General features: G+C 60.9%; 21 protein-coding genes and 1 tRNA gene. 11 read left to right on the forward strand and 11 right to left on the reverse strand.

Going from position 1 to position 22530, the window contains the following annotated elements; all coding sequences use genetic code 11:
* Positions 1 to 151 precede the first annotated feature (151 nt).
* From ugpC to Q1A44_RS08680, 5 genes are all read left to right on the forward strand, one after another.
* The gene (ugpC, locus tag Q1A44_RS08660) at positions 152 to 1231 is read left to right on the forward strand and encodes a sn-glycerol-3-phosphate ABC transporter ATP-binding protein UgpC (RefSeq protein ID WP_299622974.1); all 1080 of its coding nucleotides are present in this window, start codon (positions 152 to 154) and stop codon (positions 1229 to 1231) included.
* Positions 1232 to 1259: 28 nt separating this feature from the next.
* Positions 1260 to 2588 carry an extracellular solute-binding protein gene (locus Q1A44_RS08665; protein WP_299622977.1) on the forward strand — a complete coding sequence of 443 codons (1329 nt, stop codon included), beginning with the start codon at positions 1260 to 1262 and terminating at the stop codon, positions 2586 to 2588.
* A gap of 69 nt (positions 2589 to 2657) precedes the next feature.
* The gene (locus Q1A44_RS08670) at positions 2658 to 3566 is read left to right on the forward strand and encodes a carbohydrate ABC transporter permease (RefSeq protein WP_299622981.1); all 909 of its coding nucleotides are present in this window, start codon (positions 2658 to 2660) and stop codon (positions 3564 to 3566) included.
* Entirely contained in the window at positions 3566 to 4504 is a 939-nt protein-coding gene (locus tag Q1A44_RS08675; protein ID WP_299622986.1) for a carbohydrate ABC transporter permease, read from the forward strand. Before Q1A44_RS08670 ends, Q1A44_RS08675 begins: the two co-directional genes overlap by 1 nt.
* Before the next feature lie 5 nt (positions 4505 to 4509).
* Positions 4510 to 5208, forward strand: coding sequence for a cytochrome b561 domain-containing protein (locus Q1A44_RS08680; protein ID WP_299622989.1), 699 nt, complete (start codon positions 4510 to 4512; stop codon positions 5206 to 5208).
* Between the two features lie 11 nt (positions 5209 to 5219).
* On the opposite strand, the gene Q1A44_RS08685 is transcribed toward Q1A44_RS08680, so the two are convergent.
* Positions 5220 to 5645 (reverse strand): heme-binding protein, encoded by a 426-nt coding sequence (locus tag Q1A44_RS08685; RefSeq protein WP_299622993.1) that lies wholly within the window; start codon positions 5643 to 5645, stop codon positions 5220 to 5222.
* A 76-nt stretch (positions 5646 to 5721) separates the two neighbouring features.
* Here Q1A44_RS08685 and Q1A44_RS08690 point away from each other — a divergent pair, with 76 nt between their 5' ends.
* The 4 genes from Q1A44_RS08690 (at position 5722) to lysM (ending at position 9161) form a co-directional block, all read left to right on the forward strand.
* A complete protein-coding gene (locus Q1A44_RS08690; protein ID WP_299622996.1) occupies positions 5722 to 6621 on the forward strand; it encodes an SMP-30/gluconolactonase/LRE family protein in 900 nt (299 codons plus the stop codon).
* A 59-nt stretch (positions 6622 to 6680) separates the two neighbouring features.
* Positions 6681 to 6754: transfer RNA gene (locus Q1A44_RS08695), tRNA-Gly, on the forward strand.
* A 111-nt stretch (positions 6755 to 6865) separates the two neighbouring features.
* Positions 6866 to 8665, forward strand: coding sequence for an ABC transporter transmembrane domain-containing protein (locus Q1A44_RS08700; RefSeq protein WP_299623000.1), 1800 nt, complete (start codon positions 6866 to 6868; stop codon positions 8663 to 8665).
* A gap of 67 nt (positions 8666 to 8732) precedes the next feature.
* Positions 8733 to 9161: a peptidoglycan-binding protein LysM gene (gene lysM / locus Q1A44_RS08705; RefSeq protein WP_299624187.1), complete on the forward strand. Its 429-nt coding sequence runs from the start codon at positions 8733 to 8735 to the stop codon at positions 9159 to 9161.
* 3 nt (positions 9162 to 9164) lie between these two features.
* Here lysM and Q1A44_RS08710 read toward each other — a convergent pair whose 3' ends face one another.
* The gene (locus Q1A44_RS08710; RefSeq protein ID WP_299623004.1) at positions 9165 to 9287 is read right to left on the reverse strand and encodes a hypothetical protein; all 123 of its coding nucleotides are present in this window, start codon (positions 9285 to 9287) and stop codon (positions 9165 to 9167) included.
* Between the two features lie 66 nt (positions 9288 to 9353).
* Here Q1A44_RS08710 and Q1A44_RS08715 point away from each other — a divergent pair, with 66 nt between their 5' ends.
* The gene (locus tag Q1A44_RS08715; protein ID WP_299623008.1) at positions 9354 to 11252 is read left to right on the forward strand and encodes an acyl-CoA synthetase; all 1899 of its coding nucleotides are present in this window, start codon (positions 9354 to 9356) and stop codon (positions 11250 to 11252) included.
* A gap of 314 nt (positions 11253 to 11566) precedes the next feature.
* Entirely contained in the window at positions 11567 to 12034 is a 468-nt protein-coding gene (locus Q1A44_RS08720; protein WP_299623011.1) for a hypothetical protein, read from the forward strand.
* On the opposite strand, the gene Q1A44_RS08725 is transcribed toward Q1A44_RS08720, so the two are convergent.
* From Q1A44_RS08725 to Q1A44_RS08765, 9 genes are all read right to left on the reverse strand, one after another.
* The gene (locus Q1A44_RS08725; protein WP_299623015.1) at positions 12031 to 12867 is read right to left on the reverse strand and encodes an alkaline phosphatase family protein; all 837 of its coding nucleotides are present in this window, start codon (positions 12865 to 12867) and stop codon (positions 12031 to 12033) included. The two genes, Q1A44_RS08720 and Q1A44_RS08725, sit on opposite strands and share 4 nt — an antisense overlap.
* Before the next feature lie 177 nt (positions 12868 to 13044).
* Positions 13045 to 13317 carry a hypothetical protein gene (locus Q1A44_RS08730; RefSeq protein WP_299623019.1) on the reverse strand — a complete coding sequence of 91 codons (273 nt, stop codon included), beginning with the start codon at positions 13315 to 13317 and terminating at the stop codon, positions 13045 to 13047.
* A 100-nt stretch (positions 13318 to 13417) separates the two neighbouring features.
* On the reverse strand, positions 13418 to 15052 hold the full coding sequence (locus Q1A44_RS08735; RefSeq protein WP_299623022.1) for an ABC transporter ATP-binding protein: 1635 nt from the start codon (positions 15050 to 15052) through the stop codon (positions 13418 to 13420).
* Positions 15053 to 15125: 73 nt separating this feature from the next.
* Positions 15126 to 15941 carry an ABC transporter permease gene (locus Q1A44_RS08740; RefSeq protein WP_299624190.1) on the reverse strand — a complete coding sequence of 272 codons (816 nt, stop codon included), beginning with the start codon at positions 15939 to 15941 and terminating at the stop codon, positions 15126 to 15128.
* 19 nt (positions 15942 to 15960) lie between these two features.
* Positions 15961 to 16404 carry a hypothetical protein gene (locus Q1A44_RS08745; protein ID WP_299623026.1) on the reverse strand — a complete coding sequence of 148 codons (444 nt, stop codon included), beginning with the start codon at positions 16402 to 16404 and terminating at the stop codon, positions 15961 to 15963.
* Positions 16401 to 17357: an ABC transporter permease gene (locus Q1A44_RS08750; RefSeq protein ID WP_299623030.1), complete on the reverse strand. Its 957-nt coding sequence runs from the start codon at positions 17355 to 17357 to the stop codon at positions 16401 to 16403. Before Q1A44_RS08750 ends, Q1A44_RS08745 begins: the two co-directional genes overlap by 4 nt.
* Before the next feature lie 9 nt (positions 17358 to 17366).
* Positions 17367 to 18962, reverse strand: coding sequence for an ABC transporter substrate-binding protein (locus tag Q1A44_RS08755; RefSeq protein ID WP_299623034.1), 1596 nt, complete (start codon positions 18960 to 18962; stop codon positions 17367 to 17369).
* A 130-nt stretch (positions 18963 to 19092) separates the two neighbouring features.
* Complete coding sequence (locus tag Q1A44_RS08760; RefSeq protein ID WP_299623037.1) at positions 19093 to 21078, reverse strand: CocE/NonD family hydrolase; 1986 nt, start codon at positions 21076 to 21078, stop codon at positions 19093 to 19095.
* A gap of 131 nt (positions 21079 to 21209) precedes the next feature.
* Positions 21210 to 22307, reverse strand: coding sequence for a DUF4147 domain-containing protein (locus Q1A44_RS08765; RefSeq protein WP_299623040.1), 1098 nt, complete (start codon positions 22305 to 22307; stop codon positions 21210 to 21212).
* Between the last annotated feature and the right edge of the window lie 223 nt (positions 22308 to 22530).

Below are 22530 nucleotides of genomic sequence, written 5' to 3' on the forward strand. Positions count from 1 at the left end.
TTTATTTTCATGCGTTTGCTGGTTTGCATACGTTAACGTTAACGTTGAATTGGCGCAAGCGGCCTTTGTCGATCACGTTTCGCATGCAAAGCTTTCTGGACACGAATGCGTGCAATCGCGTCGCGAACGCCAAGTTCTGGGGAGGACTTCTGTGCCAGAAATCGTCTTTGACGGTGTCGAAAAGAGTTATGGCTCGGTTCGGGTGCTGCCGCCGCTTGATCTTACGCTGCATGACGGGGAATTCACCGTGCTGGTGGGCCCGTCCGGTTGCGGCAAATCCACGACCTTGCGCATTCTCGCGGGCCTCGAAACCCTGTCGGGCGGAGAGATCTATTTCGACGGCAAACCCATTAGCGCGCTCGAACCCAAAGAGCGCGACATCGCAATGGTGTTTCAGGACTACGCGCTTTATCCACATATGAACATCGCTCGCAACATGTCCTTTGCCCTAAGGCTGGCCAAGACCCCCAAGGCCGAGATTGATGCAAAGGTCCAGCGCGTCGCCGACATGCTGAACATCGGCCATCTGCTCGCCCGCAAGCCTGCGGAACTGTCGGGGGGTCAACGCCAACGCGTTGCGATGGGCCGCGCCCTCGTCCGCGATGCGGGCACGTTCCTGTTTGATGAACCCCTGTCGAACCTTGATGCCAAACTGCGCGGCAAGATGCGCACCGAACTGGCCGAGATGCGCGACAGTATCGAAAAGAACATGGTCTACGTGACCCATGACCAGGTCGAGGCGATGACGCTGGGCGACCGGATTGTGGTGATGAACGAAGGCGTTGTGCAACAGCAGGGCACACCCGAGGAACTCTTCAAGGAACCCCGCAACCTGTTTGTAGCCGGGTTCATAGGCAGCCCTTCGATGAATTTCATGGAGGGTGCTCTGGTCGATATCGGCGGTGAGATGCACGTGCAGGGTGCGGGCTTTGACCTGCCGCTGGACGCTACGACGCGCACCCGTCTGGATACGGCTACTGACCGCAATGTGACGGTGGGCATCCGCCCCTCGTCTTTCACCACAGACACCAGCGGCGCCACGGTCGAGCTGCGGGTGATTGTGGCGGAGTATCTGGGCGCGCAATCGGTTCTGGTTACCAAACTGGGCAAGACCGAATTGCTGGTCGAAACCCAAAGTACAGCCCCATTCAAATCCGGCGTCACCCAAAGCTTTGGGGTGAACACCGACGAAATCATGCTGTTTGACCGGTCGACCGGTCTGCGGCTTTGAACGACACGACAACAGGGAGGAAACTGTAATGACATTTATGAAATATGGCCTGACGGGCGCGATTGCGGGGCTAGCCGTTTCGGCAACCGCGCTTTTGGCGAACCCTTATGCGGAATACGAAGGCACCACACTGATCGTGAACTTTCCGGCACATCCGCACTATAACGCGGCGATCAAGGCGCTGCCCGAGTTCACCAAACAGACCGGCATCGAGGTTGAGGTGGACCAACTGCCCTACCTCAAAATGCGCGAGCGGCAGACACTGGAGCTGGCACAGGATGAGGGTGAATATGACCTGATCTCCTACGTCGTGTTTTCCAAGGCGGACTATGTCTATGCCGATCAATTGGAAAACCTGGCCAAGTTCTTCATGAACCCCAAACTGGCCGACCCCAGCTATGATGCGGATGACCTGATCGACGGCTATGTCCAGAACATCGGCGTTGCGGGCGGCACCAAGGGGTATCTGCCTGGTCCCACGGGTTCGCTTTTTGGTATTCCCTTTGGCTCCGAGACGTCGGTTTTGGCCTACCGCAAGGACATCTTTGAAAAGCATGGTATTGCCGAGCCTGAGACATATGAGCAACTGCTGGATGCGGCCTGCGCCATTCCAGAGCTTGAGCCCGGTATGGGCGGGATGGCCTCGCGCGCGGCCTCTGGCCACCAGGCCAGCCACGCGTTCCTGCTGCACCTTGCACCCTTGGGCGGTCGCGTCTTTGACGACGCATGGAACCCGATCATCAACAACGCCGCTGGCGTTGAGGCGGCCAATGCGCTGAAAACCATCGTGGACTGTGGCCCCGAAGGCTCGCTGTCCTTTGGTCCTTCCGAGGCGGCCAACGCGTTTTCCAACGGCGACGCGGCGATGTTCCTCGATAGTATCGCCTTTATGCCCGGCTTCGAGAATCCCGAGCGGTCGAGCGTTGTGGGCAAGGTTGGCTATGCCATGCACCCCATGGGCGTGCGTCGCGGCAGCCAAACGGGTGGTTTCGGTATCGGCATCCCCAAGAACGCCGAGAACAAAGAGGCGGCGTTCCTTTTGATGCAGTGGCTGACCTCGAAAGAGGGTGACCTGATGGTGGCGATGAATGGCGGTAACCCGTCGCGCTTCTCGACCTATCAGGATGCGGGCCTGAACGAGAAATACCCCTTCTCGGCCACCTTTGGTGAAGCATTGAAATATGCCGATCCCGACTGGCGCCCGATCATCCCCGTCTGGGGCAAGATCAACGCCGACATCGGCACCACAATGTCCAAGGTTCTGACCGAAGGGCTGGACATCCAGGAAGCGCTTGATGGTGTCGCCGAACGCACCCGTGCCGTGATGGACGAAGCCGGGTACTACACCTGGCAGTAAGTCACCTCCCGAGGTCCGGCGCTGTTAGGTGCCGGGCCTCACCAACCCTCAGATGAAAAGGTCGTCCCGGTGAAATCAACGCTCAATCGTTTGACGCCTTACGTCTTTTTCATGCCCGCGGCGGTGATTATGATCATCGCGCTCTTTTACCCGCTGCTTTACATGATCTGGGGCAGTTTTCGGCGCTGGTCGCCCAGCCAACAGATCGGCGAGACCGAGTTTGTGGGCCTGCGCAACTACATCAGCCTGTGGAACGATCCCAATTTTGCCGAAAGCATGGGCGTCACCCTGAAATTCGCAGTCAGCGTCGTGACCATCGAAATGCTGCTGGGTGTGGGCCTGGCCTTGCTGCTCGACCGCAACATTCGTGGCATGTCCGTGCTGCGCACTCTCTTCATCCTACCGATGATGATCGCGCCCGTCGTCGTCGGCCTGATGTGGCGTTATATTTACCACCCGACCATCGGCACCTTTAACCGCTTTCTCGACACTATCGGCGTAGAAAGGGTGGACTGGCTGGGCCAGAACGCCCTGATGTCCGTCATCATCGCCGATATCTGGCAATGGACACCCTTTATCTTCATTCTGTCGCTGGCAGCCTTGCAATCGTTACCGCAATCCGCGCTGGAAGCGTCCCGCATTGATGGGGCCACCGGCTGGCAACAGATCTGGCACATCAAGATACCGCTGATGATGCCCGTGCTGATCGTGACATGCCTCTTGCGCCTGATTGACGCCTTCAAGGTCCTCGAAGTGATCCTGGTGATGACCGAAGGTGGGCCGGGTTTGTCGACCGAAATCCTGGCCTTGCGGATCAGCCGCACGGCAACCGAGTTCCGCGAACTTGGGGTGGCGGCGGCAATGTCAAACTACCTGTTGATCCTGCTTATGCTGCTGACAGCTGCAATGTTCACCTATACCAAACTGCAAGAGGCCCGCGCCAATCGGCTGCGTATGGCCGTAGAGGCGGACGACTGATGGCTGCACAAACCCATACCCGCCAGCACCCGGCCTTTTATGCCATTCTGGTGATGCTGATTTTCATGGCCGTCGGACCGATTGTTCTGATGCTGATCAACTCGTTCAAGCTGGACGTGGATATTATTTCTGGCACGGGTGGGCTTTTGTTCCTGCCCACGATTCAGAACTATGAAACGGCGCTTTGCGATGTGCTGCCTTACGAGCTGGATCACCTGGATTTCTGTGCTCTGAAATTCGGGGGCGCTTTTGTCAATTCGCTGATCATCGCGCTGGTTTCGACCCTGCTGACACTGATCATCGGCTGCATGGCCGCCTATGCGCTTGTGCGGTTCCGGTTCATGGGACGGGATGTGGCGTCGGTCAGCACGCTGATGCTGCGGATGGTGCCGCCCGCGGTGCTGCTCGTCCCTGTCTTTGGGCTGTGGAACAACGAGTTCTGTCTGGACCGCGATGGCCTTTTGGGTGGGGCGATCCGTGATACGTTTGGCGGGCGCGGGGACGTGTGCCTTGCGGGCACCCATTCGGGGATTATCCTGATCTATGTGGCGATGAACCTGCCCTTTGTGATCTGGATCCTGCAAAGCTTTATCGTTCAGGTTCCCCGCCAGCTTGAGGAAGCCGCGCGCATGGACGGGGCCGGGCCGTTTCAGGTCTTCTTCCTCGTGGTCTTGCCCCTGATCAAACCGGGCCTCGCGGCGGCGGCCATCTTTACCTTCCGCATTGCATGGAACGAATATCTGCTGGCCTCGGCCCTGTCGGATCGCGATACCAAAACCGTGCCGATCCTGATTGTGAACAACATGTCCGAGTTCAACGTCGAATGGGGGGTCATCATGGCCACCGGCATGTTGCTCGCCATCCCGCCCATCGTCTTTACCCTGTTTGCGTCGCGCCAGATCATCACCGGCATGACCGCAGGCGCGGTCAAGGGCTAGGCCCCATGTGGGAGTGGCTGCTGTCGCCTGTTGATCCAAGCCGCGCCCATGAGGTCGGGTTTTACCTGTCATGGCATGCGCGGCTTATGGTGCTGGCCTGGATCGTCATGGTCCCCCTGGGCATCCTTGCGGCACGGTATTTCAAGGTGGCCCCGGGTCAGGATTGGCCACGTGAGCTGGACAATCAAGCGTGGTGGGTCACGCACCGGGTCTGCCAATACGGGGCGGCAGTGCTGATGGTTGCGGGCTTGGGTCTGGTCCTGTCGGCCCCACCCTTGGTTGCGGTGCTGCCAGGGCCCCATGCATTGATGGGCTGGACGGTACTGGCCATGGCGGGGGTGCAAATCCTGGGCGGTGTTCTGCGCGGGACCAAGGGCGGGCCGACGGATGTGCAATTGCGCGGAGATCACTATGACATGACGCCTCGGCGGCTTGCGTTTGAGTATCTGCACAAGGCCTTGGGCTATGTCGCGTGGCTCTTGGCCGTGGTCACGACCTTTAGCGGGCTTTGGCAGGCGAACGCGCCGGTCTGGATGTGGCTGGGCCTTGGGCTCTGGGTACTGAACCTGTGCGTGGCCTTTGTCTGGTTGCAACGGCAAGGCCGGACAGTGGACACCTATCAGGCGATCTGGGGCACTGACCCGAACCTGCCGGGCAACCGGCGCAAGCCTATTGGGCTGGGCGTGCGGACGGTTTCAAAGTGATGCCCGAGTCTTCAAAATTCGGTCGCCGCCCCGATCGCCCGCAAAGCGGCCAAGCCCACTGCAACGTCCTGATCGCCGCTGCCAGAGCCGACCCCGATCCCACCGAGCAAAACGCCACCGACTTTGATTGGCAATCCGCCGGGCAGGGCCGTCATCTCGCCCCCTGTCGCAGCGCCGATGGGCGCGCGCACCGCGTCGGGAATGGCCGTTGTCGGCGCTCCAATCGAGGCGGCAGTGCGTGCCTTGGACCGCGCGCTTTTGCGGCTGAGGTACTTTGCGCCGGTCATCCGCACCTCGCCCAAAAGCTCGCCCGAGCCGTCCACGATCACGATGCATTGTGGCTGGCCTGTGGCCTCGGCCTCCGCGATGGCGGCGGCCAACATCGCCATCACGCCCGCATGGGTCAAAACAGTGGTTTGATCGGTATGATCCATCATGTGCATCCTATCCTAACGCTGGCGATGACGGTACCTTTGGGCCATGCGCAATGAAAGCTGAATAGCAGGGGACACCATGTCGTTTTACCAAAGCTACGATCCCGTTTTTGACACCTACGTGCTGGGCAACGCGCCCGTGAAACAGCTGGCCACCGGTTTTGACTGGACCGAAGGACCGGTGTGGTTTGGGGACGCCAATTGCCTGCTTTTCTCGGACATTCCCAACAACCGGATCATGCGTTGGACGCCGGGGGAAGGCATATCGACGTACCGGTTGCCATCCAATTTTGCCAACGGGCACACGCGCGACCGCGAGGGTCGGCTCATTTCGTGCGAACATGGGACGCGCCGGGTGACGCGCACGGAGCATGACGGCACAATCACCGTCATTGCCGACAGCTTTGAGGGCAAGCGGTTGAATTCGCCCAATGATGTGGTGGTCAAATCCGATGGCACCATTTGGTTCACTGACCCCCATTACGGGATCATGACGAATTACGAAGGGTTTCAGAGCGCGCAGGAACTGCCGTGCCACGTCTACCGTATAGACCCGAGCGATGGGGCGATGCAGGCGATGGTCACGGATGGCAACTGCCCCAACGGGCTGGCCTTTACGCCAGATGAGACGCGGTTGATGATGGCTGATACGGGCCGGATGTTCAAAGGCGATCCCACCCATATCCGCGCCTTTGACGTGGGCGTGGATGGCAGGTTGAGCGGCGGTGAGGTGTTTCACGAGATCAATCCCGGCATGGCCGACGGGTTCCGTTTCGACACCGAGGGCAACCTGTGGTCCTCGGCTGCGGATGGGGTGCATTGCATCGGGCCGGACGGCACGCTGCGGGGCAAGATCCTGGTGCCGGAACTGGTCTCGAACGTGTGTTTCGGGGGGCGGGGCAAGCATGTGCTTTATATCACTGCGACGACCAGTCTTTATGCCATTGCGCTGAACCGAAGCGGGGTGCAAACGCCCTGAAACCGCGTGCTGTGGTCTTGACGCTGCCAGGGCGATGCCCTACCACACGGGTCCAGTGCGCGGGCGTTGTGTAGTGGTAAGACCTTAGCCTTCCAAGCTAATGACGCGGGTTCGATTCCCGCCGCCCGCTCCACCTCTTTTCCCTTATTCTGAGACGTGAAAACGGGCGCGGGCAATCTGTCCTCTTGACGCTCTCGTCGGCTTGGGGCCATCTGCGGACCACAAGCAACCTGCCGGAGCCTGCATGGCCGATCCAACACCCCCCAAATCCGCGAATGAAGAGCGGGCAAAATCCAAGAATATCGGGACGTTGCGTGCGCTGTGGCCTTTCGTGCTGCCGTACTGGAAGCTGATGATTGCGGCCATCGCGGCCCTGGTGGGAACGGCAATTGTTTCGCTGACTTTGCCTTTGGCCGTGCGCCGCGTCGTCGATAATTTCGAGACCGAAGATGCCGCGCTGCTGGATCTCTATTTCATCGCGGCCATCGGCGTTGCGGGCCTTTTGGCCATCGGCACGGCGCTGCGCTATGCGCTGGTCACCCGGCTGGGCGAACGGGTTGTGGCCGACATCCGCAAGGCGGTGTTCAACCGCGTGATCGGCATGTCGCCCAGCTTTTACGAAAACATCATGACCGGCGAAGTTCTCAGCCGGATCACAACCGACACGACCTTGATCCTCAGTGTGATCGGCTCATCCATCTCCATCGCGCTCCGTAACGTTCTTATCTTTACCGGCGGGCTTGTTTTGATGCTGCTGACCTCGGCCAAGTTGACGGGTCTTGTCCTACTGATCGTGCCGGCCGTCGTCGTTCCGATCCTTGTTCTGGGCCGCAAGCTGCGGGTGCTGAGCCGCGAAAACCAGGACTGGATTGCCGCCTCTTCGGGCCGTGCGTCGGAACAGCTTTCTGCCGTGCAAACTGTCCAAGCCTTCACCCACGAAACTGCCAGTCGCTCGATGTTTTCGGACGTGACCGAGGCCAGCTATGGCTCTGCCAAACGGCGGATCACGACGCGGGCGTTGATGACGGCCATCGTGATTTTTCTCGTTTTCGTGGGCATTGTCGGCGTGTTGTGGATCGGGGCCAACGATGTCCGCGCAGGCAACATGACCGTGGGCGCGCTGATCCAGTTTGTGATCTATGCGGTGATGGTCGCAGGGGGCGTGGCCGCCCTGTCAGAGATCATTGGTGAATTGCAGCGCGCCGCAGGTGCCACCGAACGTCTGGTCGAGTTGCTGCACACCATCGACACGGTGCAGGACGTGGCCGCCCCCGTGACGCTGCCCACCCCTGTGCGGGGGCGCATTGGCTTTGAGGACGTGACTTTCGCCTATCCGAGCCGTCCTGACATACAGGCGCTCAACGGTGTTTCGTTGGACATCCAACCCGGTGAAACCGTGGCCTTTGTTGGCCCCTCGGGGGCAGGCAAGACGACGATCATCCAGATGATCCAACGCTTTTACGACCCGCAATCGGGGCGCATTACCCTAGACGGTGTGGACGTCGCCCAGATGGAGCGTGAAGCGTTCCGCCGCCATATCGCGCTCGTGCCCCAAGATCCGATGATCTTTGCCGCCTCGGCGGCAGAAAATATCGGCTTTGGCCGCCCGGAGGCCACCCAGGCTGAGATTGAGGAGGCTGCCCGCGCCGCCGCCGCTCATGATTTTATCATGGACTTGCCACAGGGCTATGACAGCCCGCTGGGCGAGCGGGGCGTGATGCTGTCTGGTGGCCAGAAACAGCGGATTGCCATTGCGCGCGCCATTCTTAGGGATGCGCCCGTGCTGCTCTTGGACGAGGCGACAAGTGCGCTGGATGCCGAGAGCGAGCGGTTCGTGCAGGATGCGGTTGACCGGCTGGCTGAAGGGCGCACGACGCTGATCGTGGCGCACCGTTTGGCTACCGTGAAAAAGGCGGATCGCATTGTGGTTCTGGATCAGGGCCGCGTCGTGGCCCAAGGCCCGCATGACACGCTGGTGGCGGAAGGTGGCCTTTATGCGCGCCTCGCTCGGCTGCAATTCACCGATGGCATCGCGGCGGAATAATTCCCCTTAATCAACTGCATGACCGCATGCGACAACCACCCTAGGTTCATTTTTGAAAGGGATGGTTATGGGTTTGTGGAGTTTTGTGAAAGGCAAGGGCAAGAGCCTCTTGGGTGGTGGTGATGCGCCTGCGCTTAACAGTACCGCACTTGAGGACGAGATCGCCGAACTGGGGCTGGATGCGTCAGGCATGCAGATCAGCGTCGAGGGCGATACCGTCAAGGTGGCCGGCGCGGCGGTCAGCCAAGAGATGAAGGAAAAGGTGATCCTGGCCGTGGGCAACGTCGAGGGCGTCGCTGCGGTTGAGGACGACGTTCCAAGTGCGACGGACCCCGTGTTTCACACCGTTGTGCCGGGTGACACGCTGTGGGGCATTTCGGCGGCGACGCTGGGAAATGGTGCGCGCTACGAGGAAATCTTTGAGGCCAACAAGCCCATGCTGAGCCATCCGGACAAGATCTATCCGGGCCAGGTTCTGCGCATTCCCCAAGACTGAAATCTACGCGCGGGCGGCATGGGTTTGACCGGTGCCGCCCGTCCCGTTTGACAGCGTGCGGCGCTTGACGCCGCGTTCGCTGATGGCCGTAAAGGCCCGCAATGCTTGATCATTGCGACGATCCACCGCATCCTTCTGAGTAAAGGGAACAGCGCCCTCATAAAAACCAAGGGCGCGTTAGGGAGGATTGTCATGCCGTTTGCCGGAATCGCGGATTGCGTCGCATATGAGAACGAAATGCCGTGGGAGGATCGCGACGTCGCCACGACCCTCTTTGGTATGCTGAGCGACACAGCGGAAAAGTATCCGACCCATAATGCGGTCAGTTTCCAGATGTTCTCTGCCCCAAGTTCAAAAGCGGAAACGCTGACTTGGACAACCTTGCGCGAACGCACCGCACAGACGGCGAACATGTTTCGCGCCATGGGCATCGGCCCCAAGGATGTCGTGGCTTTTGTCCTGCCCAATTGTACGGAAACGGTTTTGACCCTGCTGGGCGGTGCGGTGGCGGGGATCGTGGCCCCGATCAACCCGCTGTTGGATCCGCAGCAGATCGGGTCGATCCTGCGCGAGGTGGATGCCAAGGTTGTCGTGACCCTGCGCCCGTTCCCCAAGACCGACGTGGCCCAGAAGATGGCCAAGGCGGTGAGCCTCGCGCCCAACGTCAAGACCGTGCTGGAGGTTGATCTGCTGACCCATGTGGGCGGGATCAAATCGTTGATCATTCCCCTTATCCGGCCCAAATCCGAACGGGCGCCTGGCGTCGCCTACAAGGCCTTTGGCGCGGAAGTTTCCAAACATTCCAAGAGCTTGGACTTTGAGGACGTGCAAGAAGATCGCGTCGCGTGCTACTTCCACACCGGCGGCACGACGGGCATGCCCAAGGTCGCGCAGCACAAGTATTCGGGCATCGTCTACAACGGCTGGCTCGGGGCGAACCTGCTCTTGTCGGCAGAGGACAATGTGCTGGCCCCGCTGCCCCTTTTTCACGTGATGGCGGCGCAGGTTCTGCTGATGGGATCGATTGCGTCAGGGGCGCATTGCGTCTTTCCCACGCCGCAGGGATACCGGGGCGAGGGCGTGTTCGACAACATCTGGAAACTGACTGAGCGGTGGAAGATCACCTTTATCGCCTCCGTCCCCACGGCCATTGCCGCGATGATGCAGCGCGGGATTGATGCCGATATCAGCACTGTGAAATCAACGTTTTCCGGGTCGGCCCCGCTGCCTCAAGAGCTGTTCAAGCGATACGAAAAAGCGGCCGGAGTGGACATTATTGAAGGCTATGGCATGACCGAGGCCACGTGCCTTGTGTCCGGCAACCCGGTGGATGGGGAGAAGAAAATCGGCTCTGTCGGCATTCCGTTTCCCTATACTGAGGTCAAGATTTACAAGGGCACGCCCGAAGGCCCGGTCGAGGCCGGAACCGATGAGATCGGCGAGATTTGCGTCAGCAATCCGGGTGTCTGGCCGGGCAACACATATACCGAGGCCGAAAAGAATAAAGATCTGTATTATAAGGACAAATACCTGCGTACAGGTGACTTGGGCCGCTTTGACAGCGACGGGTATCTGTGGATTACGGGCCGGGCCAAGGACCTGATCATTCGCGGGGGCCACAACATTGATCCGGCCGAGATCGAGGAGGCGCTGATGGGCCATCCGGCGGTGGCCTTTGCCGGTGCCATTGGCCAGCCCGACGCGCATTCAGGCGAGCTGCCTTGCGCCTATGTCGAGCTGGTCGAGGGCGCGTCGGTGACGCCCGATGAGCTTTTGGCCCATTGCAAGGCGCATGTGCACGAGCGCGCGGCGCAACCCAAACACATGACCATTCTGGACGAACTGCCCAAGACGGCGGTGGGCAAAGTGTTCAAGCCCGACCTGCGCAAAGAGGCGATCACCCGCGTCTTTAACGCGGCCCTGTCAGCGGCCGAACTGGATGCGCGCGTGGTGTCTGTTGTGGATGACAAAAAGCGCGGACTTGTCGCGCAGGTGGAACCAAACGGGACGGGTGATCAAGCGATCCAGACGGTGCTGGGCGATTTTGTCCGGCCCTGGGAAAAGGCCGATGCGGAAGCGGCAGCGGCTTAAAGGTTAACGCAGCGCGCGCTGTGGATTGACGGAACAAGGCGGGCCAAAACGTACAGTTTGGCCCGCCTTTTGCACGTTTTGAACCTGGTGAATTGGGCCCGATTTGGCCAGTTTTCGCAAAAATGAGCAGTTTCATGGGCAAACCGTACGTTTTGGAAGCTGCGCGATCATTAACCTGTCGTTCAGGCTTGGGCAGGCGTTAACCTTTGACCGCCGCCGTTAACGAAACGTTCACAAAGTGATGACGGGATCGTGAGACCGACCCTTCCGATTGGCCGCTAGTGTCGGCGCATATCGGATAGCAGGAGGCGCGGATGCCCAAATCAAAGAAACGCGTAAAATCGTCGGCCAAACCGGCGGCGGGCCCCGGGATGTCGCGCCGGACCCTCTTGGGTGGGGGGGCTGCCGCCACCGCTGCGGTGGGTGGTCTGGGCCTTTGGGGCGTGGGATCGTTTCGCGCCTATGCAGCGGAACATGACCTGAGCAAGGTGGGCCAAGGCCATCCGACCATCGTGCAGATCCATGACCCGCAATGCCCCGTCTGCACCTCGTTGCAGCGGGAAACCCGTCAGGCCCTGAGCGATATGGACGATTGCGGGATGGTGTACCTCGTGGCCGATATCAAGACCGACAAAGGCGCGGCCTTTGCCCGGCAATATGCGGTGCCGCATGTGACGCTGCTGCTGTTTGATGGGGCAGGGGAATTGCAGGAGACCGTGCGCGGCATGACGCAATCGGAGCAACTGGCAGGCATCTTTGCGACGCTGAAGGCGACGGCCTAGGTCAGAAACGGCTTGGCCTTCATCGTGTCGGGGATGGGCGCGCCAAGGCGGTGCAGGATGGTGGGGGCCAGTTGCAGCTGGTCAATGACCGTGTCTGCGTCGGGGCCTTGTGCGTCCCCGAAATAGTAAAGTGCTGCCTCTTGTTGCAGCGGGTCGCGCCCGCCGTGATGGCCGCGCGCGTCTTGGCCGTGATCTGCTGTCACAATCACCTCATAGCCCATTTCCCGCCAGCGCGGAATGAAGGGGGCCAGCATTTCGTCCATGACGAAGCAGGCGTGGTCCATCTCCTGACTTTCGTGGAAGAACCGGTGGCCCATGCTGTCGAGGGTGCAGGTGTGCAGCATCCCGTAGTTCAGTCCGAACCGCAGACAGAGGTTGGTGAGTGTTCCAAAGAGGTCCACGTCTGAGGGCGTCATCTGGTTGGTCTGGCCGTAGCCCGTCATGGTGTGAAAGCGGCCATGGTTGATGGTTTCGCTGCCGGGTTCGTCATATTCGATGTCGCGCACGAAATCGAAGGGGTGGCGGTTGAAGAACTCGGACCAGAACGAATGGGCGACGGCCCCGGTGATGCCACCCGCGGCGCGGGTCTGGGAAAAGACATCCGGGTGGCTGAGGCGAAAGACGTTTCCGTTGCCGGTGCAGCCATGTTCGGCGGGGGTCACCCCGGTGTGGATGGACGCATAGCAGGAGGCCGAGATCGACGGCAGGACCGAGCGGATTTTCCAGATGCGGGCATCGCCGCTGTCGACCCACCCTTCGAGATTGCCGAAAAGGCGGCGCCAATTGCGGTAGGGCACGCCATCGAGGATGATCAGGAGGAGTTTGGTGTTCATAAGACTGATATCCATTTGGTCATGACACACATATCCAAGCCCGCGTATTTACGCGAGCCATCATTTCCGCAACGAAGGTTTTACATTTGCTGGGCGCAGCGGTTGAGGGAGCGCCGCTTTCCGTGTCGGAAAGCAGCCGGACTTCGCGTCGAAGTCCGGACCCGTTGGCCTTGGTGGTCAGGGGCGCATATCGCGCAGGATCGACCGGATTTCGCCATCTGTCAGGTTTGGATTGGCTGTCTTGAAACATGCCATTGTCGCGGTCCGCTCGCTGCGTGAGGGGCGCTTGCCTGCTGCCAAACTCGCGGGCAGGCAGCTTTGGGCTTCGGCCTGGGTGATATTCAGTGCGTTGGCCATTTTCGCCACATCGGGCGCGGTGTTTTGGGCAAATGCAAATGTGGGCAGGGCCACGAACGCGATCAGCGTCAGAGGTGTAAACCGTTGGGTCATCTGTTTGTCTCCGTTGTGAATGGAGACAGTTTTACGGACGGCCACGGGGTTTCGTCGCACAAATTTTGACATGCTCGAAACCTTGCCGATGGCTCGGCAATCAGTTGCCGGCGCTTTCCATTTTGCGGTTTGCGATCACGTCTTCGAGCCAGCCCAGTTTCATCTCGGGCACGGAGCTGAGCAGCAAGTCGGTGTAGTCGTCAAAGGGCGGTGTGAGCACTTCGGATTTGGTGCCGTAGCGCTGGACCTTGCCCTGATACATCACCGCGATGCTGTCGGCGATGGCCCGGACCGTCGCCAGATCGTGCGTGATGAAGAGATAGGCCACATCTTCGATCTTTTGCAGGTTCAAGAGCAATTTGAGGATGCCGTCGGCAACCAGCGGGTCAAGCGCGCTTGTCACTTCGTCACAGATGATCAGTTTGGGCTTGGCCGCCAGGGCCCGTGCGATACAGACCCGTTGTTTTTGCCCGCCCGACAGTTCCGCCGGATACCGATCCTGGAAGCCGGAACCCAGTTCAATCTCGTCCAGCAGTTCCTGTATCCGCTTTTGTTTTTCGTCCCCCTTGAGCCCGAAATAGAATTCGAGGGGCCGTCCGATGATCGTGCCCACGGTTTGGCGCGGGTTCATGGCCGTGTCGGCCATCTGGTAGATCATTTGCAGCTCGCGCAGGTCTTCGAGGCTGCGGCTGGGTTGATCGGGCGTTAACGTGCGCCCGGCGAAGGTAATCGTGCCGTCACGGGGGGGCAGAAGGCCGGTGATCACCCGCGCCAGCGTGGATTTGCCAGAGCCGGATTCCCCCACCACAGCGAGCGTCTGCCCGGGGCTGAGGTCGACGGAGACATTGTGCAGCACGTCGAAATTGGTGCCCTTGTAGCGGGCGGTGATGTTCTCGACCCGCAGGACCGGTTCGGTGGGCTGCTTTTCCTCGTGCTCGATCGAGCGGACGGAGACGAGCGCCTTGGTGTAGTCCTCTTGCGGGTGGTTGATGATCGCGTCCGTGGTGCCGTATTCGACCATTTCGCCCATGCGCAGCACCATGATGTGGTCGCTGACCTGGGCCACCACGGCCAGGTCGTGGGTGATGTAGAGGGCGGCGACGCCGGTGTCTCGGATCGCGTCCTTGATCGCCTTGAGCACGTCGATCTGTGTGGTCACGTCGAGCGCTGTTGTCGGCTCGTCAAACACCACCAGATCGGGTTCGGGGCAAAGCGCCAGCGCCGTCATGCAGCGTTGCAGTTGGCCACCGGAGACCTGGTGGGGGTAGCGGTTGCCGATATTGTCGGGGTCGGGCAGGCCCAGCTTGGCAAAAAGGTCGCGGGCCCGTTGTTCGGCATCGGTTTTGTTGAATTTGCCTTGCAGCACCGCCGCCTCGATCACCTGTTCCATGATCTGTTTGGCCGGGTTGAACGACGCCGCTGCCGACTGGCTGACATAGGTGACCTCGGCGCCGCGCAGACGCCGCACGTCCCGCACGCTTGATTGCAGCACGTCACGCCCGTTGACGTGGACGGTGCCCCCCGTCAGTTCCACGCCGCCGCGCCCATAGGCCATGGCCGCAAGGCCGATGGTGGATTTGCCCGCCCCGGATTCGCCGATCAGCCCCAGCACCTTGCCCGCCTCGACGTCAAAATCGACGCCGTGCACGATTTCAATGTCGTGTGGCTTTTCACCCGGTGGGTAGACGGTGGCCCCGATCTTGAGGCCGCGCACTTGCAGGAGAGGTTTTGTCATTGGTGTCTACACCCGGGGGCGCTGCCCCCGGACCCCCGGAGTATTTGGAAAGAGAAGAAGCAGGGCGTTGTCATTATCCGCGTCCCCCTTTGAGTGAGGTGGTGCGGTTCAGGATCCAGTCGGCGATGAGGTTCACGCTGATCGCCAGTGTGGCGATGGCCACGGCAGGATAGAGCGCGGCCCCGATGCCGAAGTTGATCCCTTCCTTGTTCTCTTTCACGATCCCGCCCCAGTCGGCCAGTGGTGGCTGGACCCCGATGCCGAGGAAGGACAGCGTCGAGATGAAGAGCACCATGAAGATGAACCGCAGCCCCATTTCCGCAACAAGAGGGGAGAGCGCGTTGGGCAGAATCTCGCGGAAGATGATCCATTGCAGCTTTTCGCCCCGGAGCCGTGCGGCCTCCACGTAGTCCATCACGGTGATGTCCACGGCGACGGCGCGGGCCAGCCGGTAGACCCGGGTTGAATCGAGCAGTCCCATGATCACCACAAGTGTCACCACTGTCGCCTCGATGGAGCTGAGGATTACGAGCGCCAGGATCAGTGAGGGGATCGACATGAACAGGTCGACAAGGCGGCTCATGATCTGGTCGATCCAGCCCCCCGAGACGGCGGCGATGAAGCCCAGGACGGAGCCTGTCGCGAAGCTGAGGATGGTGGCCAGTGTGGCGATCAGGATCGTGGTTTGCCCGCCATAGATCATCCGCGTCAGCAGGTCCCGCCCGATCTGGTCGGTGCCGAGCCAGTGTTCGGATGAGGAGGGCTCCCACACGTCGCCCACGGCTTCGGCCATGCCGTAGGGGGCGATGACGTCAGCGAATATGGCGGCGAGGAAATAGGTGCCTGTGATGATCAGGCCGATGGCGGCGGAGAGGGGGATGTTTTTCAGCATTTTTTAAGTTCCCGCACTACAGATTGCCAACCATTGGATGATGTTCGCCAAACACCCCAACGATCTCTCCATCACGTGTCGCCCATGCCGCACGTTCCACTTTCTTAAACAAGCTAAGGTAAGGGGTGGTTTTTCTGGCCGCGTGAAACCTGCAGTGTGGCTCTGGGCATGTCGAAACCAAGTGCTCTTTTGCCTTGAAGAAAACCACGGGTGTCAGGTTCAATCCATTGGGATGGTTCCACTTCGCGGCTTCTAGCGAAACCACATAGAAGCCCATTTTTTTGAATTTACTCATCAGTTCACTGTTGGGTGTTCCGATGAACTTTCGGTGCATGTTTTCAACGATAGATGTCTGAAGCCAGATCAAGATAGCCACGGGGGTTGCCACGAGTGTCATCACGGTGAGACCGCCCAGAAAACTGCCAACGTGTGAAAACAAGGGGCGCAGCTGATGTGTCATTTTGGATGCCTCAAACGTGGGTTTGCCAGGATAGAGACGACATCGGCCACAATGTTCAGGATGATGTAGACGGCAGCAAAGATCACGCCGCAGGCCAGCACCACGGGCACGTCGCGTTTCACAACCGCGTCCACCAGGTATTGTCCCATGCCGGGATAGGCAAAGACCACTTCGACCACCACGACGCCCACAACCAGATAGGCCAGGTTGATCATCACCACGTTCACGATGGGCGCGATGGCGTTGGGGAAGGCGTGTTTGCGGATCACCGAAAAGGCGTTCAGGCCCTTGAGTTCCGCCGTTTCAATATAGGCCGATTGCATCACGTTGAGGATGGCGGCGCGGGTCATGCGCATCATGTGTGCCAGCACCACCAGCGTCAGCACCGCCACGGGCAGCGAGATCGCGTGCAGCTGTTCCAACAGCGACATGCTGTCGTTGATCGAGGCAAAGGAGGGGGCCCAGAAGAGTTGCACCGCAAAGAAGAAGATCAGCAGATAGGCGATCATGAACTCGGGCAGAGAGATCGAGGCAAGGGTGATCCCCGAGATGATCTTGTCCGGCCAGCGGTTTTGGTAACGTACGGCGATGAGGCCGAGGATCAGCGCCAGCGGCACCGAGATGATCGCGGCCCAGAAGGCCAGAAACAGCGTGTTGGACATGCGCGACGAGACCTGATCGGCGATCGGCAGCTTGTTTGTCAGCGCGTTGCCCAGATCGCCGGTAAAGATACCGCCCAACCATTCGACATAGCGCGTCAGCGCGGGCCGGTTCAGCCCCATTTCTTCGCGCAGGTTGGCAAGGCTTTCAGGGGTGGCGGATTGCCCAAGGATGGCTTGGGCGGCGTCGCCGGGCAGCACTTCGGTCAGACCAAAGATCAGAGCGGAGGCTGCGAGGAGGAGAAGGGCGCCCAGCGCTAAGCGCTGAGCCACCAGTTTTACAACGGGATGCATGATCCTGTCTTACGCTTTCCAGGTCTTCTTGAAGGCGTACCAGTTCATTTGCGGCCCGTTTGGATCGCTGGTCCAGCCTTTGACCTTGGTGGAGACCGCGTCGACGAAGTCGTTGAACATGGGCACCATCAGGCCACCCTCTTCGTTCAGCATACGACCCATTTTCGAGTAGATTTCCTTGCGCTTGGCCTCGTCCAATTCGGCACGCGCCGCCAGCAGCATCTCGTCGAACTCGGGCCGTTTCCAGCGCGTGTCGTTCCAGTCCGCGGTCGAGAGGTAGGCCGTGGTGTACATCTGGTCCTGCACCGGACGACCACCCCAATAGGAGCAGCAGAAAGGTTGCACGTTCCAGACTTCGGACCAGTAGCCATCGTTGGGCTCACGCTTGATTTCCAGTGGAATACCAGCGGCTTGGGCTGATTGCTGGAAGAGCGCCGCGGCATCGACCGCACCGGGGAAGGCGCCATCGGCTGTCCGCAGGATGATGGGCGAGCCATCGTGGCCGGATTTCTTGTAGTGCTCGGCCGCTTTTTCCAGATCGAAGTCCCGCTGGGGGATCGTGTCGTCAAAGAGCGGATAGGCCGCGTTGATCGGCATGTCGTTCCCGATGGACCCATAGCCCTGCAGGATTTTCTCGACCATTTCCTCGCGGTTGAGCGCGTGTTTCAGCGCGAGCCGCAATTCGTTGTTGTCAAACGGGGCCGTGTCGATATGCGCGATGAACACATAGTGGCCCCGGCCAGCCGTCGACAGCACGTCGATGGTGGGGGCGCGGTCGAGCAGTTTGGCGATCTTGGGTTCAACCCGGTTGATCGTGTCGACCTGGCCCGATTGCAGGGCTGCGGTCCGGGCCGTCGCGTCGTTCAGAACGATAACCTCGACCGTGTCATAGTGGGCTGTGACCGTCTGGTCGCCGCCCCAATAGTCGCTGCGGCGCTTGCCGACCATGCGCACGCCGGGCTCGTCCGTTTCGAGCGTGTAGGCACCGGTGCCGATGGCTGCGGCCGGGTCGTCAAAGCCGCCATTTGGCTGGATCATCAGGTGGTAGTCGGCCATCAGGTAGGGCAGGTCGGCGTTGCCGACGCCCAGTGTAACCTCGAACACGTCGCCATCGGTGCGCATGCTTTCGATCCCTTGGACGATGCCCAGGGCGCCGGATTTGGAATCTTCGTTCGAGTGGCGCGCCATGGTCTGCATGACGTCTTCGGAGGTGACGGTCTTGCCGTTGGAGAATGTGATCCCCTGGCGGATCTTGAAGCGCCAAGTCTTGGCGTCTGAAGAGCCTTCCCAGCTTTCGGCGACAAGGCCGGTCAGCGAGCCGTCGGCTTCGACCTCAACGAGGCCTTCGCCCCAGAGCTGGCCGCCGGCAATCGGCACGTCGGAGGCCCATGTGGCGGGGTCCTGGCTGTTGGTGGATTCGCCACCCTGGACGCCCATCTTGAAGGTGCCGCCCGCCACGGGTGTGTCGGCCCGTGCCGCATCGGCAAAGATCGACGAGGCCACAGCGGCGCTGACGCCGAGGGCTGCGGCGCGGCTCATGAACTCGCGGCGCGTCAGGTTACCAGCCGCCACTTCCGACGACAGTTTTTGAAGTTGTTTAGACATTGAAGTCTCCCGGTTGAAAATCCCGCGTCTTTTGCGCGGGTAGATATGTTGACTGGTTCAAGCCTAAGCATTTGAAGTGGCCCCGCAAGGGGTAATGCCGTTTTCAAAGCGTCGGTTTTGGGCGGTTTTGCTACATTTCGTTTCTTGGAATTGTATCGGTGATCGTCCGGTGATGGACCTGCACGTCATTCTCGAAGGCCTCGATGCTCGCGCTGAGGTGGAAATGGGTGGCGTCGGCCCACATGGCACAGTGGGTTTCGGTGCGCAGGCTGATGTCGTCGCGTTCAAGCTCGTCCGTCCAATGGCAGGTGCCCCGGGCCGACAGGGGATCGTCCGGGTGGATGTCCCAGCGTTCGCGGGCGACAGAGCCGTTGATCAGCCCGTGATCGGCATCGCGGACCTTGCCAAAATCATCCTCGATCACCAGCGAGGTGAGGCCGGTGACCTGATCAACCTCCTGGCGGCGGATGTGGTTTTCTGGGCGCAGCTCTTCGGTCTCCCAGGCGGCGGCAGCGGCGGGCGGCTCAAAGCGGACCGCGCCGGTGACGGGGCCGGGATGGGGCAGGGCGAGGCGGCCTTTGGTCACGGTCAATTGAACGGGCGACGGCGCGGGCCAGATCAGCGGCCAATAGGCAGTGCTGATGGCGACGCGAATCCGGTGACCCTTGGGCACGGTGTAGCCTGCGTGATCGAGGACGATGCTGATCTCTTCGGGGGTGCCGGGTGTCATGGGCGTGGGGTCGGATGCCGAATGGCGGTGTGAAAGGTTCAGCACGCCAAAGGTGATCCGCGTGCTGGCCCCGTCGGGATGGACATGGTTGAGGCGCACGGCAATCTGACCCTGCGGCTGATCCGTGATCCCCGTGAGGTGTACCTGTGGTGCGCCCGAGATTTCGGTGTCGTTGGCCAGCGGGGCGCTTGTCCAGCAGGCAGAGAGCGCATCATCGCGGCGCTGATCACCGGGCAATTCGGGGCCCAGCCAGATAGCGCAATACTCGCCCGCATCGGCACCGGTGTCGGCGGGGGAGGCGACAGTGACATGGGTGTCCGCCGCCTCAAGGCTCAGAGTGCCTGCGCCCATATGATAGACACTGTGATCTCCGCCCCGGTGCAGATCACCTGCCTTTTGACCAATCCAGTGGCCGGGCCGGTCGCTGTACCAGGTGGCGGGGCGCACCCCATCCATGAGATATGTGCGCAGGTCTGGGTCTTCCTCCACCCCTGTCTCGACGCATTTGAGCCAGCGATCCCACCAACGCAGCGCCTCTTGCAGAAAGCCGATGCGCGGTTCGGGCACGGCAAAGTGCGGGTATTTGTGGACCCAGGGCCCGATGATCCCCTTGGCGCCGGGCAGCGCGTCGACCAGTTGCGGCACCGCGTTCTTGTAGGCGTCGCCCCAGCCGCCAACGGCCAGGACCTTGGCCTTGATCGTGTCATAGCTTTCGATGACCGAGCCGTGTTTCCAGTATGCGTCGCGGGTCTGGTGGCGCAGCCATGTGGCGGGCAGGAAGGGCTCATTCTCGAGACGGTCCATCCATATCTCGCGCCAGTCAGGGCGCAGGGCCGGGTCGGGCGCGCGAGAGGAATAGGACCACATGGTCGCCCCCCAGCCCAGATTTTCGTTCAGCAGGCATCCGCCCTTGTAATGGATGTCGTCGGCAAAGCGATCCACGGTCGAGCAGAGCGTGATCACCGCCTTGAGCGGATCAGGCGTCATCGCGGCCACCTGCAACCCGTTGAAGCCGCCCCAGCTTATCCCCATCATGCCGACCGTGCCGCTGCACCAGGGTTGGGAGGCGGCCCAGTCGATCACCTCGACCGCATCGTCGAGTTCCTGTTGGGTGTATTCGTCTTCCATCAGCCCGTGGCTGTCGCCATTGCCGCGCATGTCCACCCGCAGGCAGGCATAGCCCCGTTCGGCAAAGTAAGGATGGGTGAGCGCGTCGCGCGCGCAGGTGCCGTCGCGTTTGCGGTAAGGAAGGTATTCCAGGATCACCGGCACCGGATCGCTGCTGGCGTCGGTGGGCCGCCAGACCCGCGCCGAGAGGCGCGTGCCGTCGCTGAGCGTGATCCCGAGGTCGGGCAGTTCTTCAATGTCGCGGAGTGTGTTTTTCATAGCGCCACGGTTGGGGCTGTGGCGCGGTCTGTCAAGCGGGGAAAGGGGGGCGGCCCCCTCGGCATTTCGGCCTCACACCCGGGAGTTTTTGGAACAGAGAATGCAAGTGGCCCACAGGCGGGCCCTGGCGCTCAGGTTTTGTGCGCAATCAGCAGGTCCATGACATTGGTGCCGGTGGGGCCGGTGATCACCAGCGCGTCGCGGGCGGCGAGCCATGGGTAGGCGTTGGCGGTGTCGAGGGCGGTTTGCCCATCCGGCGTCCAGGTGCTGCCATCCACGATGGCGCCCGCGCCGTCGGTGGGCCCATCCGTCCCGTCCGTGCCTGCCACCAGAATGCGCAGCCCCTGCGTCCCCGCGATTTCGCGCGCCAGCGTCAGCGCCAGCGCCATGTTTCGCCCACCTTTGCCCGGGTTTTCGGGCAGATGCACCACAGGTTCTCCGCCGAGGATGTGTAGCCCCGGTTGGGCACCCTTGAGCTGTTCCGCGATCCGGGGGGCCAGTGTTGTGACGTTGTCGTAGAGCGTTTCGGCATTGGTCCGGATCGGCACGGGGCTCGCCTTGGCGACGGCGGCGCGGGCGATGGCATTGCTCGCCACGATATGGGCGGTAAAGTCGAAGCTGCGTTCGTCTGGGGCGTCGCCGATGCCCGAGCCAATGGTGGCCAGCGCGTCCCCCTCGACATCCGAGAGGGCCAGCGTTGTGACCTGAGCGCCCCCGAACCCGGCGAGCAGCTTGCCCCCCTTGATCTGGGACCGGCCCGTGCGGTGCACGTTCATGGCACCAATATCCGCGCCAGAGGCCAGAAGCGCGTTTGTCTCGTCCCGCAGCCCTGCGAGGTCGAGGCCCTCCGCCGGCACTTCGGCCAAGGCGGAGGCCCCGCCCGAAACCAGCACCAGAAGATGGGTCTCGGGCCCGCAATCCGCGATGGCCTTTTGCATGGCACGCCCGGCCTTGAGAGAGGCATCATCGGGCACCGGATGGGCCGCCTCGATCACTTCCGCATGGGTCGGAACCCCGTCGATATGGTCGTATTTCGTCACGATCAGGCAGGGCACATCCGGCCAGCGTGCGGCGGCCGGTGCGGCCATGGCCGCAGCCGCCTTTCCCACCGCGACAATCCGGTCAGGCCGCGCAATTGCGTGCGTTTTCAACGCGGTCTCGACCGCAGTTGACCCGCCAACAGCCGCGACACCGGCCTGCCACAAGCCCAAAAGTGCGTCTTTGTTCATTCTGTTCGGGTCCTTTTCGGCCTGTTTTGTCGTAAATTGAGTCATTTTGGGCACAATACCTACCTGTGGTTGCTGGAAATAGTATTTCGGAGCAAAAAAGACTCTATCCCTTGATTCGCGTTTGGATTACCTTAGGCCCGTAGAGTTTGGTCAGCACGGCGAATAATGCCGGCGACACGGTAAACGTATAAACAAAGGGAGCCGCAGATAAGCGGCCCTGAGG

The organism is uncultured Tateyamaria sp. (assembly GCF_947503705.1).
Taxonomy (GTDB): domain Bacteria; phylum Pseudomonadota; class Alphaproteobacteria; order Rhodobacterales; family Rhodobacteraceae; genus Tateyamaria.

Bases quoted from the DNA above. Each gene is read 5' to 3' on its own strand.
- Q1A44_RS08750 (WP_299623030.1), bottom strand. From the start codon at position 17,357: ATGCATCCCGTTGTAAAACTGGTGGCTCAGCGCTTAGCGCTGGGCGCC.
- Q1A44_RS08735 (WP_299623022.1), bottom strand. From the start codon at position 15,052: ATGACAAAACCTCTCCTGCAAGTGCGCGGCCTCAAGATCGGGGCCACC.
- Q1A44_RS08680 (WP_299622989.1), top strand. From the start codon at position 4,510: ATGTGGGAGTGGCTGCTGTCGCCTGTTGATCCAAGCCGCGCCCATGAG.
- Q1A44_RS08675 (WP_299622986.1), top strand. From the start codon at position 3,566: ATGGCTGCACAAACCCATACCCGCCAGCACCCGGCCTTTTATGCCATT.
- lysM (WP_299624187.1), top strand. From the start codon at position 8,733: ATGGGTTTGTGGAGTTTTGTGAAAGGCAAGGGCAAGAGCCTCTTGGGT.
- Q1A44_RS08690 (WP_299622996.1), top strand. From the start codon at position 5,722: ATGTCGTTTTACCAAAGCTACGATCCCGTTTTTGACACCTACGTGCTG.
- Q1A44_RS08700 (WP_299623000.1), top strand. From the start codon at position 6,866: ATGGCCGATCCAACACCCCCCAAATCCGCGAATGAAGAGCGGGCAAAA.
- Q1A44_RS08725 (WP_299623015.1), bottom strand. From the start codon at position 12,867: ATGAACACCAAACTCCTCCTGATCATCCTCGATGGCGTGCCCTACCGC.
- Q1A44_RS08760 (WP_299623037.1), bottom strand. From the start codon at position 21,078: ATGAAAAACACACTCCGCGACATTGAAGAACTGCCCGACCTCGGGATC.
- Q1A44_RS08715 (WP_299623008.1), top strand. From the start codon at position 9,354: ATGCCGTTTGCCGGAATCGCGGATTGCGTCGCATATGAGAACGAAATG.
- Q1A44_RS08755 (WP_299623034.1), bottom strand. From the start codon at position 18,962: ATGTCTAAACAACTTCAAAAACTGTCGTCGGAAGTGGCGGCTGGTAAC.
- Q1A44_RS08665 (WP_299622977.1), top strand. From the start codon at position 1,260: ATGACATTTATGAAATATGGCCTGACGGGCGCGATTGCGGGGCTAGCC.
- Q1A44_RS08685 (WP_299622993.1), bottom strand. From the start codon at position 5,645: ATGATGGATCATACCGATCAAACCACTGTTTTGACCCATGCGGGCGTG.
- Q1A44_RS08720 (WP_299623011.1), top strand. From the start codon at position 11,567: ATGCCCAAATCAAAGAAACGCGTAAAATCGTCGGCCAAACCGGCGGCG.
- Q1A44_RS08765 (WP_299623040.1), bottom strand. From the start codon at position 22,307: ATGAACAAAGACGCACTTTTGGGCTTGTGGCAGGCCGGTGTCGCGGCT.
- Q1A44_RS08730 (WP_299623019.1), bottom strand. From the start codon at position 13,317: ATGACCCAACGGTTTACACCTCTGACGCTGATCGCGTTCGTGGCCCTG.
- Q1A44_RS08745 (WP_299623026.1), bottom strand. From the start codon at position 16,404: ATGACACATCAGCTGCGCCCCTTGTTTTCACACGTTGGCAGTTTTCTG.